General features: G+C 66.0%; 10 protein-coding genes, 1 tRNA gene and 2 pseudogenes. 7 read left to right on the forward strand and 6 right to left on the reverse strand.

The features are described from left to right. Window positions 1–93: 93 nt before the first annotated feature. From aroA to E8M01_RS09935, 3 genes are read left to right on the forward strand one after another with little or no spacing between them, the layout of a single operon-like run. On the forward strand, window positions 94–1,431 hold the full coding sequence (gene aroA / locus E8M01_RS09925) for a 3-phosphoshikimate 1-carboxyvinyltransferase (protein WP_425467714.1): 1,338 nt from the start codon (window positions 94–96) through the stop codon (window positions 1,429–1,431). After that, on the forward strand, window positions 1,428–2,063 hold the full coding sequence (gene cmk, locus E8M01_RS09930; protein WP_136959980.1) for a (d)CMP kinase: 636 nt from the start codon (window positions 1,428–1,430) through the stop codon (window positions 2,061–2,063). Before aroA ends, cmk begins: the two co-directional genes overlap by 4 nt. Beyond that, window positions 2,060–2,425, forward strand: a complete 366-nt coding sequence (locus E8M01_RS09935) for a helix-turn-helix domain-containing protein (RefSeq protein WP_136959981.1) — start codon at window positions 2,060–2,062, stop codon at window positions 2,423–2,425. Before cmk ends, E8M01_RS09935 begins: the two co-directional genes overlap by 4 nt. On the opposite strand, the gene E8M01_RS09940 is transcribed toward E8M01_RS09935, so the two are convergent. Continuing rightward, entirely contained in the window at window positions 2,422–3,123 is a 702-nt protein-coding gene (locus tag E8M01_RS09940; protein ID WP_136964540.1) for a class I SAM-dependent methyltransferase, read from the reverse strand. The two genes, E8M01_RS09935 and E8M01_RS09940, sit on opposite strands and share 4 nt — an antisense overlap. 147 nt (window positions 3,124–3,270) lie before the next feature. On the opposite strand from E8M01_RS09940, the gene gloB reads away from it, so the two are divergent. Next, window positions 3,271–4,038, forward strand: a complete 768-nt coding sequence (gene gloB / locus E8M01_RS09945; protein WP_136959982.1) for a hydroxyacylglutathione hydrolase — start codon at window positions 3,271–3,273, stop codon at window positions 4,036–4,038. 40 nt (window positions 4,039–4,078) lie between these two features. On the opposite strand, the gene E8M01_RS09950 is transcribed toward gloB, so the two are convergent. Then, window positions 4,079–4,327, reverse strand: coding sequence for a DUF1674 domain-containing protein (locus E8M01_RS09950; protein ID WP_136959983.1), 249 nt, complete (start codon window positions 4,325–4,327; stop codon window positions 4,079–4,081). An 87-nt stretch (window positions 4,328–4,414) separates the two neighbouring features. Here E8M01_RS09950 and E8M01_RS09955 point away from each other — a divergent pair. Beyond that, window positions 4,415–4,499 (forward strand) — tRNA-Leu (locus E8M01_RS09955). Between the two features lie 568 nt (window positions 4,500–5,067). On the opposite strand, the pseudogene E8M01_RS09960 reads toward E8M01_RS09955, so the two are convergent. Beyond that, window positions 5,068–5,346 (reverse strand): annotated as a pseudogene (locus E8M01_RS09960) (IS3 family transposase); the annotation flags it as partial. 43 nt (window positions 5,347–5,389) lie between these two features. Here E8M01_RS09960 and E8M01_RS09965 point away from each other — a divergent pair. Next, on the forward strand, window positions 5,390–6,760 hold the full coding sequence (locus E8M01_RS09965) for an IS30 family transposase (protein ID WP_211596664.1): 1,371 nt from the start codon (window positions 5,390–5,392) through the stop codon (window positions 6,758–6,760). A gap of 40 nt (window positions 6,761–6,800) precedes the next feature. Here the strand turns inward: E8M01_RS09965 and E8M01_RS09970 are convergent. Further along, a pseudogene (locus E8M01_RS09970) lies at window positions 6,801–7,681 on the reverse strand (IS3 family transposase); the annotation flags it as partial. Window positions 7,682–7,718: 37 nt separating this feature from the next. Between E8M01_RS09970 and E8M01_RS09975 the strand changes: the two are divergent. Next, window positions 7,719–8,192 carry an NYN domain-containing protein gene (locus E8M01_RS09975; RefSeq protein WP_136959984.1) on the forward strand — a complete coding sequence of 158 codons (474 nt, stop codon included), beginning with the start codon at window positions 7,719–7,721 and terminating at the stop codon, window positions 8,190–8,192. 242 nt (window positions 8,193–8,434) lie between these two features. Here the strand turns inward: E8M01_RS09975 and E8M01_RS09980 are convergent, their stop codons facing one another. Together E8M01_RS09980 and E8M01_RS09985 are read right to left on the reverse strand one after the other, a co-directional pair. Beyond that, the gene (locus tag E8M01_RS09980; RefSeq protein WP_170181846.1) at window positions 8,435–11,278 is read right to left on the reverse strand and encodes an autotransporter outer membrane beta-barrel domain-containing protein; all 2,844 of its coding nucleotides are present in this window, start codon (window positions 11,276–11,278) and stop codon (window positions 8,435–8,437) included. 205 nt (window positions 11,279–11,483) lie between these two features. Further along, a complete protein-coding gene (locus tag E8M01_RS09985; protein ID WP_170181847.1) occupies window positions 11,484–13,043 on the reverse strand; it encodes a class I adenylate-forming enzyme family protein in 1,560 nt (519 codons plus the stop codon). Window position 13,044 lies beyond the last annotated feature (1 nt).

Consider the following 13,044-nt stretch of genomic DNA (forward strand, 5'->3'; position numbering starts at 1 on the left):
GCGGTCAGTTGGGCCCACGAACACCGCTTGTCAAGAGGGATGAAGCGCGGGATAGAGCGCATCCGCCCGTTTTGTCAGCGTGGGAAGCCTATTGTGAGCGCAACCGAAACCAAGATGCCGATGACCTCGAGCCGAGGCAAGGCCCTTGCCGGCACCGTGACCGTGCCCGGCGACAAGTCGATTTCGCATCGCGCCTTGATGTTCGGGCTTCTGACCGTCGGCGAAACCCGCATCACCGGCCTGCTCGAGGGCGAGGACGTGATCAACACGGCCAAGGCCTGCCGGGCGCTGGGCGCAAGGATCGAACGCACCGGCCCTGGCGCCTGGACCGTGCACGGCGTTGGTGTCGGCGGCCTGGTCCAGTCGGCGGAAGCGCTTGATTTCGGCAATTCCGGCACCGGTTGCCGCCTGATGATGGGCGTGGTCGGCTGCCATCCGATCCGCGCCACGTTCGACGGCGATGCTTCGCTGAGGAAGCGCCCGATGCGCCGGGCGCTCGATCCCCTGGAATTGTTCGGCGTTCGTGTGGTCGCGCAGGGCGAAGGCGGCCGTCTGCCGATCACCATCGAAGGCCCGAGAGACGCCGTGCCGGTCGTCTACGAATCACCGGTCGCTTCAGCGCAGGTCAAATCGGCGGTGCTGCTGGCTGGCCTCAACGCGCCTGGTGTCACCAGCGTGATCGAGAAGGAAGCCACCCGCGACCATACCGAGCGCATGCTGAGCCATTTCGGCGCCAGCGTGACCGTGACGCCTCATGGCGCCCATGGCCGGCGCATCGACCTTGTCGGCCAGCCCGAGCTGAAGCCGGCCCCGGTGGTGGTGCCGGCCGATCCGTCTTCCGCCGCCTTTCCGCTGGTCGCGGCCGCCATCGTTCCGGGCTCGGATGTGACCATTACCGGCGTGATGATGAACACGCTGCGCACCGGCCTGATCACCACGCTGATCGAGATGGGCGCCGCGATCGAACAGCTCAACCCACGGATCGAATCGGGCGAGGACATCGCGGATCTCCGGGTGCGCGGCTCGAGGCTCACCGGTGTCGACGTGCCCGCCCATCGCGCACCCTCGATGATCGACGAATATCCGATACTGGCGGTGGCCGCCGCCTTCGCCCATGGCACCACCCGCATGCGTGGCCTGCACGAATTGCGGGTCAAGGAATCCGATCGGCTCGCAGCGGTTGCCGACGGCCTGGCGGCGGCCGGCGTCGACTATGCGATCGACGGCGACGACCTGATCGTCGAGGGCACCGGCCGGGCTCCCGGCGGTGGCACCGTGGCGACCCATATGGACCACCGCATCGCCATGAGCTTCCTGGTCATGGGCCTCGCCACCGATCAGCCGATGAGCGTCGACGACACCGGCTTCATCGTCACCAGTTTCCCGGATTTCATCCCGCTGATGCGCCGGCTGGGGGCCGATTTCGCATGATCGTGGCGATCGACGGACCGGCAGCCTCGGGCAAGGGCACATTGGCGAAGCGGCTGGCCGCCCATTACGGCCTGCCACATCTCGACACCGGCCTGATCTATCGCGGCGTCGGCCGCATCATGGTCGATCGCGGCTTCCCGCTCGACAATGTCGAGATCGCCACGACGATTGCCGAGAACCTCGATCTCGCCGATCTCGATCCGGAACGGCTGCGCACCAAGGATGCCGGCGAGGCGGCTTCCGTGGTTGCCGCCCACGGACCGGTGCGCAAGGCGCTCATCGACCTGCAGCGCGCCTTTGCGACCCAGGCCGGCGGCGCCGTGCTCGATGGCCGCGACATCGGCACGGTGATCGCACCCGATGCCGAAGCCAAGCTGTTCATCACCGCGAGCGCCGAGGAACGGGCCCGCCGCCGCTTCAGGGAACTGGTCGGGCGCGGCGAAATCACCGACACGCCGGCGGGTTTTGCCGATGTCCTCGCCGACATCCTGAAGCGTGATGCCCGCGATTCCGGCCGGGCCGCGGCCCCGCTGCTGGTCGCCGCCGACGCGGTGACCATCGACACGACGGCGCTCGGTATCGAGGAAGCCTTCGCCGCCGCCCTTGCGGTTGTCGAGGCCAGGCGCCGATGACCCCGTTCGGCGCCCGTGTCCGCCAGTTGCGCGAGGCCAAGGGCGCGACGCTGACCGCCATGGCCGAAACGATCGGCGTTTCCGCCGCCTATCTCTCGGCGCTCGAACATGGCAAGCGCGGCCGGCCGAGCTGGTATCTCGTCCAGCGCATCATTGCCTATTTCGGCATCATCTGGGACGAGGCCGAAGAACTCGCCAAGCTGGCGGAAATTTCCCATCCGCGCATCGTCATCGACACCTCGGGCCTGTCACCACAGGCGACCGAGCTCGCCAATCTGCTCGCCCGCCGCATTGGTCTGTTGGCCGATGAAGAGATCGCCGAACTGCTGTTCGTGCTGAAATCCAAGCTGCCGGGACGCTAGCCGTCCCCGTCCCGATGCGCCTGGCGCACCGCCGGGCTCGGCCGCAGCGCCGGCTTGAAGATCTGGATCGCGCGTTCGCGCCGGATCGGCGCAGGTTTGTAGACCTGCTTGGTCGCCTCCACCAGGTGTACGCCGGCGAATGGCAGCGATAGCGCCGAGCCGAGCCGCTCCCAGGCCCCCGCCGAGCCGAGAATCAGCGATTTGCCGACCGGCGGTACCCACAAGGCCTGGCTCCAGGCCACCGGCGTGAATGAGCTCTCCCGCATCAGTTCGGTCAGCTGGCTCGACGAATAGGGCCGCCCCTGGCCGAATGGCGTGGTGTCGCGCTGGGCCCACAGGCCGCGCCGGTTCGGCACCACCGCCAGCACCCGGCCGCCGGCGGCGAGCACACGCCAGACCTCGCCGAGCAGCGCCTGCACGTCGTTGGAGACCTCCAGGCCGTGGACGATCAGCACCCGGTCGACCGCCGCATCGGCCAGCGGCAGCCTGTCGTCCTCGACCAGCGCCGCCTTGCTCGGCCGGGCCGTCGGCCAATGGATGACCCCCTGGCGGGCCGGCATGAAGGCCAGCGACCGCTCGGCATCCTCGCGGAACAGGCCGAGATAGGGCGTGCAATAACCCAAGCCCACCATGGTCATGCCGCGGGCGCTCGGCCAATGGGTCTGGATGGCGTGATTGACCATGCGCCGGGCGACCATGCCGAGCGAGGAGGAATAGAAGGCACGCAGATCGACGACGTCGGACACTTGTTCTCAGAACTTTCGGTTCAGCCCTGCCGAGAATGAATTGGCAGAAGCCCGCGGGCAATGACATAACCCCGCGAGGATGAACGCCGGGAGAATATCATGGCCGCCGAGATCCATCTCTTCACCTGCCTCGACGACAATTTCGGCGTGCTGATGCACGACCCCGAAACCGGCGCCACCGCTGCGATCGACGTGCCCGAGGCCGAGCCGGTTCTGGCCGCCGCCGCCGCCAAGGGCTGGACCATCAGCCACATCCTGGTCACCCACCACCATCCCGACCACGTCCAGGGCATCCCCATGGTCAAGGACGCGACCAAGGCCCGGGTGATCGCCAATGCGGCGGACGCCCACCGCATTCCGCTCGTCGACGAAACCGTGCTGCCGGGCGGCATCGCCCGCTTCGGCTCCTTCGTGGCCGATGTCATCGACACTCCAGGCCATACGGTTGGCCATGTCGCCTATCATTTCGGCTCCGAAAAGGTGCTGTTCTCCGGCGACACCCTGTTCTCGCTCGGCTGCGGCCGGCTGTTCGAGGGCACGCCGGCGCAGATGTGGGCCTCGCTCCAGGACCTGAGCCAGCTGCCGGCCGACACCAGGGTCTATTGCGGCCACGAATATACCGCCTCCAATGCCCGCTTCTCGCTCACCGTCGACCCGGGCAATGCGGCACTCAAGGCGCGCGCCGACGAGGTGGCGCGTCTGCGCTCCGCAAACCAGCCGACCTTGCCGACGACCATTGGCCGGGAGCGTGAGACCAACCCGTTCCTGCGCGCCGCCGATCCTGACATCGCAGCCCATCTCGGCATGGCCGGGGCGACGCCGCTGGCGGTGTTCACCGAGCTGCGCGAACGCAAGAACAAAGCCTGAAGCAAAAAGCACTGAAACCAGACCGTCAGCAGCGGTCGGCTCAGAAGTCGACCGCGATGCCGCCGACCTCCCAGTCGTCGTAACGCACCGGGTCGGCGCCGCCGCGCCCGTGCAGCTCGGGGTTTTTGGCGAGTTCGGCAGCCTTGGCCTCCAGCGCCGCGCGCCGCTCGGCGGCCTCCGCCAGGGCACGTTTGGCCGCTTCGCTCAGCACCTTGGCCGGCGCGGGCGGGCTCAGCGTCGAGGGTTGGGCGACCGCCACCGCGGTCGAAAAGGCCAGCTTGTCGTTCATCGACGCTTGAGAAACGCCCCTGCCCCAACAAAGTCAAGCCGTCGGCGTTGACCCGCGAGCGCGGCCGGCTATAGTCCGCCCCGCGTTGCCCCTATGGCGGAATTGGTAGACGCGCTCGACTCAAAATCGAGTTCCGCAAGGAGTGCTGGTTCGATTCCGGCTAGGGGCACCATCAACTCACCTGCGTGCGTCCGCGATAGTCCGCAAACGCCCGAGAAGCCCCTACGTATCGCCTGTGGCTTCGAGCCGAGTTACAATTCGGAGATCAAGGCACCGCACATCGCATTTGGGTTGCCTTGCGGCAAGCAGAGTACGCCCAACCAGGCGGATTGTTGCTTCTCTCCTCCGTATCGGCAAGCGCCGGGATTTGAAGAGGTAGCGGCCCGTGGCTAGCCGCTCCCAAAGAAAAGCCATCGCGTGATATGAATGGCCCTATCACGAGGGGGGCGAATCGCTTGCCAGAGACATACGATGATTCTGCCCTAAGGCATTTCGACGATGCGGCGCATCTAGCTGCCGCAGGCCATCTCGACGGAGCTGGGTACTTAATTGGCTACGCTGTTGAGTGCGCAATTAAGCACGCAGTCGAGAACATTCGGCCAGCCACAGGCGCTCCTCACGTCCACCTACCTCAATTGGTTGAGCGTGCGAAGAAGACACTGCAGGGCAGACGAAAACAGGACGTCTTTTTGCTTCTTGAAAAGCCCAACTGGCCTGCTGCCGGTTCCGTGGACACGTTCCTAAGCTAAATTCGCTTGGTTTTCGAACTCCATCGGACTGAGATAGCCGAGCGTCGAATGACGCCGGCGTGGATTGTAGAAGCGTTCGATGTAATCGAACACGTCAGCCTTGGCCTGATCGCGCGTGCGGTAGACCTTGCGAGCCGTACGCTCGGTCTTGAGCGAGGAGAAGAAGCTCTCCATTGCGGCGTTATCCCAGACGTTTCCGGAGCGGCTCATCGAACAGATGACGCCATTATCGGCCATCAGACGCTGGAACGGCGCGCTGGTGTATTGGGCGGATTCAAACGGTCGTCGCAACACTCTGAAGTTGGAGGTTGCGATGAGCATCCGAAAGCGGCGATCGGCACGGTCTGGACGAGCGCCATTACCTTCACCAGGACGGCCGCCTTTGGCGGGGCGCGATGAACAGATTCGATTCTGGCGGGCGATCGCCGCGGGGCTGAGCAGCGAAGATGCTGCTCTCGAAGCCGGAGTGTCGCAGCCTGTAGGAACCAGATGGTTCCGAAAGGCGGGCGGTATGCCACCAGCAATGTTCAGATCCTCGGCAAAGCCGCCTGGTCGTTACCTGTCATTGGTGGAGCGTGAAGAGGTCGCACTTCTTAGGGTGCAGGGCCATTCCATGCAGGAGATCGGGCGCCGCCTGAGGCGAGCCGCCTCGACAATCTCCCGTGAACTGCGGCGCAACGCAGCCACGCGCAGCGGCGGGTTGGAGTATCGGGCGACGACTGCCCAGTGGCATGCGGATCGATCGGCCCGTCGGCCCAAACCGACCAAGCTTGCGCTCAACACAACCTTGCGCACCTATGTGGAGGAGAGACTTGCCGGCGTCGTCGTGGCTCCGAGCGGCGTTTCCGTTCCAGGTCCTGCCGTTCCGTGGAAGGGCCGCCGGCATGGCCCGCGAAAGGATCGGCGATGGGCAAGGGCCTGGAGTCCGGAGCAGATTGCCCGGCGCTTGCCGATCGACTTCCCGGACGACAAGACGATGCGTATCAGCCACGAAGCCATCTATCAGGCCCTCTTCGTTCAGGGCCGGGGGGTGCTGCGCCGCGAACTGACGGCCTGCTTGCGAACAGGACGCGTGTTGCGGGTGCCAAGGGCGCGCGTCCGCAGGCGAGGCAAGGGCTTTGTCTCGCCCGAGATCATGATCAGTCAACGCCCCGTCGAAGCAGCCGATCGAGCGGTGCCTGGCCACTGGGAGGGAGACCTCATCCTCGGTCTTGGCAGCTCGGCGATCGGCACGCTGGTCGAGCGCACAACGCGCTTCACGATGCTGCTGCATCTGCCCCGCCTCGCGGGGCACGGCGAAGCTCCTCGCACGAAGAACGGGCCAGCGCTCGCGGGACACGGAGCTGAGGCCGTGCGCGATGCGATCGCGCGCACCATCATCACCTTGCCCGAAGAACTGCGTCGCTCGCTGACGTGGGATCAGGGAGCCGAAATGGCCCAGCACGATCGTCTCAAAATCGATGCGGGTGTCCAGGTCTACTTCTGCGATCCGCAAAGCCCATGGCAGCGCGGCACCAACGAGAACACCAATGGGCTGCTGCGTCAGTACTTCCCGAAAGGCACCGACCTGAGCATCCACAGCGCCGATGAGATTGCCGCCGTGGCAGCGGTCCTCAATGCCCGACCGAGAAAGACGCTGGGCTGGAAAACGCCGGCAGAGGCGCTTGACGCGTTACTGCCATGAGTGAACACAATCGGTGTTGCGACGACCGTTTGAATCCGCCTTGGCTGCCCCGGTCGGAGTGATGCAGCAGGGCGTCGGGCTTGCCCCGGCGCCAGATCGCCATCATGAGCGCATCGGTGACGAGTTGTGCCATCATCGACGCGTTCATGGACCAGCCAACCACCCGCCGCGAGAAGAGGTCGACAACCGCGGCCACGTAGAGCCAGCCTTCGGCCGTCCAGACATAGGTGAAGTCTGCCACCCACTTCTGGTTCGGCGCCGATGCCTGGAACTGGCGATCGAGCAGGTTTGACGCGATGCCGACGCTGACCCGCTCCCCCGTATCAGGGGGAAGGCCACGGCGCCGCGGCCGAGCGCGAAGAGCTTGACCGTGCATCAGACGTTCGATCCGGTGGAGCCCGCAGGAAACGCCATCGGCGAGAACGTCATGCCAGACCCGGCGAGCACCATAGGTTCTGTCGCTGGCAACGAAGCTCGCTCGCACCTTCGCGCCGATCGCCTCATCGTCCTTGGCCCGCTGGCTCGGGGACCTTGTGAGCCAGGCGTAGAAGCCAGAACGCGAGACCCCGAGCGCCTCACACAACCATGCCGTCGGCCAGATCCCCCGATGTTTCGCGACGAACCCGAATTTCATATCGAGTCCTTCGCGAAGTAGGCCGCGGCTTTTTTTAGGATATCTCGTTCGGCCTTGAGCTTGGCAACCTCGCGTCTCAGCCGCTCGATCTCCAACTGCTCGGGCTTCATCTGGCCCTGGCCGGGGAACGCCTGCTGCGGATCGGCCACAAAATCCTTGGCCCATTTGCGCAGCACGTTCTCATGCACATCCAGGTCGCGCGCCGCTTGCGCGACCGCAACCCCGCGCTCCTTGATCAGCTTCACAGCCTCGAGCTTGAACTCCCGGCTGAACTTTCGTCGTTGCATAGGCCACCTCCGGCTTCACAGTTGACACCCAAACTCGGTGTCCGTGAAACCGGCAGCAGGCCAAAAAGCGACGCTTCTCACCGGCGACCAGGATTTCAAGCCCCTAGTCGATGCCCTCGTTCAGGAAGGGATGTTCGTCACGCTGTGGTATCCTCCGGGTGAGACCAACTCGGAAATCATAAGGGCCGCCGACCGACGCAGACCGATCCTTCTGTCGCAGCTCGCGGACCTTCTCACTCCAGAATCCCGACAACGTTTCGCTTTGCCTCACATGCGGAATTTTCATCCGCCCGAACAGGCGGAGCCATCGGACAAGAGAGCTTCGTGGTCGCTAGATGATAGCAGGTACGCCCTATTTCGGGACGGTCAGGATTGGCTAGTCATCCGCAGCACGTCAGACCCCTTGAACCGGCTCCATATTCGCCATTCCAACTGGGATCTGCTGCTTTTGCATATGAAAGAACACAATATGCAGATCCCCGAGGAACATCACCGCATCGGAGCAACTTGATACTCACCGAACTGCCAGACGACCTCGCGCTGGCGCGAGCGGGCTTGGAAAGGCAACTAAGCGACTGATTTTATCGGCCTTGCTCGCCGCGTTAGCGACGACCGTATGGTCGTGACAAAATGCTTCAGCAGACATTCAGCTAGGCGACTTCGCAACGGCAGGTCAAAAATTAGGTGGTGCTTTTGGTGGTACAGCGCCCATTGACTGGCTTCAGGCGTCGCGCGGCTCGGCTACCTAGGAACCTACCAACTCTGCCTGAGCGCAACGCTGCCCCTGAGCGCGCGGTGGCGGTCGCCGACCTCGCCGTCGAGGGCGAGCGAGGCGGCGAAGCCCTGGCGGAAGCGGGCTTCCACGCCAAGCGTGGCGAGCGCGGTATGGGTCGAGGCGCGCGCGCCGAACACGGCGAAGGTCGAGCCGGCAAGCGTCTGGAACTGCGCCTCCGCGCCGCGCTGGGTGTTGGACTGCACCGCATAGGCGAGGCGCGAGAAGGCCAGGAGGTCGCCGGTCTCGGCCGAAGCGACGAGGGCATCGGCCCTGGCGCCGAGCTCGGCCCGCAGGGTGCCGGTGGTGCGGCCGGCATAAGCGAGCGCGAAGGCGCCGGTGGCGGGCATGTCCCAGCTCTCGCGATAGCCCGGCGCGACATAGGCGATGGCCTCCGCGGCGGCATAGGGAGTGAGCCCGAACTGTCCGAGCCCGAAGCGCCGGCCGGCCTCGAGACGGCCGCCGAAGGTATGGCCGACCGGTCCCGAGCGATAGGTCTCGGTCAGGCCGAACCCTGAGACATCGCGCGTCACGTCGAAGCGGTTCCAGCCATAAGCGAGCGCCGCCGAGACATGACCGGGCCCGAGCCGCATGGAGCCATAGGCGCCGATCTGCGCGAAGTCGCCGCTGCCGGAGCCGCGCGTGCCGAGGCCGAAGGAGCTGCCGCCGCCGGCGACCGCGAAACCGACGACGAGGCCCGGCGCGACCAGCCGGTCGGCGCCGGCCGCAACCCCATAAAGCGACGAGGCGGAGCCGGCCGCGCCGAGGCCGGTATCCGAGGCCGTGCGGCCGGCCTGACCGTAAGCCTTGGTCCAGATCGACCAGGCCGCTTCGACCCGCGCGGCAGGCGTGCGCACTGAAGCGATATCGGCCATCTCGATCAGCGAGGAGCCGGGCGCATTGGCGGTAGCACCGCGCGCGCCGGCCATCGGGTCGAGCATGATGCCGAGAAAGGTCGAGGCCCCGGTCAGGCCCGTCGATACGGCACCGGTGCCCGCCTCGCCGGTGAGCCGGCTGAGCTGGGTCGCCAGAGTGGCGCCGGTGACGCCGATCAGCGAGGTCGGGATGAAGCCCGGCTGCGTGCCGGTCGCATCGATCACCCGGTCGATGACGGCGGCGACATGGGCGAGGTTCCGCCCGCCCTGCCCGGCGAGCGCCGTGCCGGCACGATAGCCTTTCACCGTCAGCTGCACATCGTTCGGATTATAGACGATTGAACCGACCGCACCGTCGCCCAGCAGTGTGAAGGTGCCCGCAACGCCACCAGCCGCGGTCAGCACCGTATGGCTCTGGTCCGCAAAGCTCACCGCCTTGAACGACAGGTTGCCGCCGCCAAGCGTCGCCGTGCCGGTGGCCGTCGTGAGGCCGCCGGGAGCAAAGGCGTAGGTTCCGCCGGCATAAAGCGTCAGGTTGCCATTGACGACAAGCGTGCCACCCGATGGCGCGAAGGTCGCGCCGGACTGGACCGTGGTGTTGCCCACCGCGCCATGGCCGGAAAGCGCCCCGCCCGACCGCAGCGTGATCGTCGCGGCCCCCTTCGTGTCGGTGGTCGCCATCTCGATCCGGCTGGCCGATGTGATCGTCGCGGTGCCGGTGGAGGCATCGTCCTGGAAGCGCAGCCGGCCCGTATTGTTGATGGTCGCTGAACCTGCAGTGGCATTGTCGACAAAGGTGGTGGTGCCCGCGTTATTTATGATGGCCGAGCCTGCTGTCGTCCCGAAGCTGAATCGGAGCGTGCCCTGACCACGGTTGTCGATCGTGGCGCCTTGGCCGCTGGCAGCCGAGATGAGCGTCATGCTGCCGGTGTTTACGACCGTCGTCTGTCCCAGACCGCCCGTGCCGAAATAGCCCGAGACGAGCAAGGTTCCGCTATTGAGGATGAGCCCTGCTCCGGCATTGGTCGTCCTCATGGACAGGTAATTGCGATTGTCGATTGTCGCGGTCCCGGTCGATGACTGGTCGGAGAAGAGGATGGCGCCGAGATTGAGGATGCTCGCCTGGCCAGCGGTGCTGTCGTTGTTGAAGTCGACCCATCCGGCGCGTCGGTTCGTGATCGTCGCCGCCCCGGCGGATGATTGACCGCCGAAGGTGGTGTTCCCGGCGAGGTCGAGCGTCGCATTGCTCAGTGTCGCGGTGTTCCCAACCCTGAGCTGTCCTGCCGTCGTGATCTTCGCCGATCCGGCCGAAGAGCTGTCGAAGAACCAGATGGCAGTGCTGTTCTGTGTGGTGATGATGGCGTTGGCGGCTGTCGAGGAGTCCTCGAACTGCACCGCGCCGTTGTCGAGTGTCAGCGCCACGCTGCCCGCGGAGGAATTACCGTAAAAATAGGCTGTTCCGCCGCTGACGAGAATGCGAGACGCCGCAGCGGTGCTGTTGTCGTAGAAGTACAGCAGGCTATTGACGGCGTTGATCGTCACCGATCCGGTCGAGGCGGAATTGTAGAAATTAAGGCCGGCGCGGTCGAGGTTCAGCGTGTAATCGGCCCCCGCGGCCGCCTGCAGGCCGACACCCGTGAGACGGATCCTCTGCATGAGGTCGGACGGGTCCTGGCGGCTGAACGAATAGGCCGGCGCGCCGGCAGCAAAGTATAGGCCGCCTAAGCTCTGGTCGGCGCTGACGATCAGCGAGGTCGTCGACGAGGCGCCAAAAGTCGCGGTCCCGGTCGGCACGGCCCCGCCGGACCAGTTGTTGGCGGTGGACAGGACGTTTGAGCCGGGATTGGCCAGCCACGTCGCGTCCTGCGCGACGGCTGGAGCCGCGGCTGCCGTCAATGCCGTCGCCGCCAGCAGCACATGCACCCGCGTCCATGCACCCCGCCGGCTCATCGCCGGCCTGTTCCTGCCTTCCATGCCCAACCCCTGCTAGCCCCCGCGCCGACGGACTGGGACCGTCAGACGGCGCAAACTAGGGCGGCGCCGGCTGGCAAGTCTTCTCATCCAGCGCATGACGGAGGCGCTGTGATGGATCATAGACGGCCCGGCGTGCCACTGAGCCTGCCGGCGACATGCCGGGATTTGCGCCTCTGCGCAGTCAGCCTGAACCCGCGACTCGTTTCGCCAGCTCGGCCTTCTTGATCTTGCGGGTCGGGGTCATCGGCATCTCGTCGATGAGTTCGAGCCGTTCCGGCCATTTGGTCTTGGCGACGTCGTGGCGCGCCAGCCATGCCCTGAGTTTGTCGAGATCAATGCCGGCGCCCGCGTGCAAGACGACAAAACAACAGGCGCGCTCGCCCAGCACCGGGTCGGGCATCGGCACGATCGCGCAGATCTCGACCGCCGGATGCCGCGCGATCAGCGCCTCGACATCGGCCGGATTGAACTTCACCCCGCCCCGGTTGATCACCTCTTTCGATCGCCCGGTAATGGTGAGATGGCCGTGTTCGTCCAGGCGCGCGAGGTCGCCGGTGCGGAACCAGCCGTCGGCGCTGAAGGCTTCCGCCGTCGCACTCGGATTGTCGAGATAGCCGTCGAACACGGAGATGCCGCGCACCTGCAATTCGCCTTCCGTGCCGACTGGCAACGGCTCCGTTCCGTCGGCGACCCTGAGCTCGGTGCCGGGGCTGGCGCGCCCGACGCTGGTCAAGCGGACCGGCTCGGCATCGCCGGGCCGGGTGAAACTGCCGGCCTGCATTTCGCTCATGCCCCAGAGCTGGCAAACCTTTCCCTCCGGCATCAGGTCCTGCAGGGCGCGGGCGAGCTCCGGCGGGCAGGCGCTGCCTGATATCAGCACGAAGCGCAGCGAGGAAAGCCGGTCCGGGGTCAGTAGACCCTCGTTCAGGCAGCCAGCCAGATGCGCCGGCGCGACGAACAGCCCGGTCGGCCGGTGGCTGTCGAGCGCGGCTGCCAGGCTGACGGGCGTGAAGGCCGGCAGGACGGCGGTGGCGGCCCCCGCCGACAGCGCCAGATTGATCGAGAACAGGCCGTAGAGATGGCTGAACGGCGCCGCCGACAGCAGCACCGAGGACCCGTCAATGCCGAGTTCCGCTGCGCTGAGCCGGGCATTGGCCAGGAACCTGGCATAGGGAACCGGCACGCCTTTGGGCGCGGCCGTGGTCCCCGAGGTGTAGAGCAGGACGAACCGATCGCCGGGTTGCGGGCGATCATCGGGCGGCGTGCCCGGCCCGCTGGCCAAGGCTTCGAAGGCCATCGCGCCATCAGGCGCATTGGGCCCGACCGCAACGACAAGCCGGAGATCGGGCAGGCTTTGGCGCAGCGACAGGACGAGCGCGGCCGGGCTGACATCCCTGGCCTCGGCCAGGCAGATGACTGCCTTGGCCCTGGCATGCCGCAGCAGAGGTTCGATGTCGGCGGCTCTGTAGGGCATGTGGATGGTTTGCAGCACGGCGCCAATAGAGCCCGCCGCCAGATAGCACTGCAGAAACGCCAGGCCGTTCGGCAATTGCACCGCGATGACGTCGCCTTTGCCGAGCCCATGGGCGCGAAACGCGCCGGCGAACGCCAGCGCCTGCTGATGCAGCGCGGCGTAGGAGATGACGCCATGCGGCCCGATACAGGCGGGCTGGCCGGCCCGCGCGGCGGCATGATGGTCCATCCAGTCGCGCAGCGTTTCCGGCATCACGACCTCGGCCACA

This window comes from Phreatobacter stygius, from assembly GCF_005144885.1.
Taxonomy (GTDB): domain Bacteria; phylum Pseudomonadota; class Alphaproteobacteria; order Rhizobiales; family Phreatobacteraceae; genus Phreatobacter; species Phreatobacter stygius.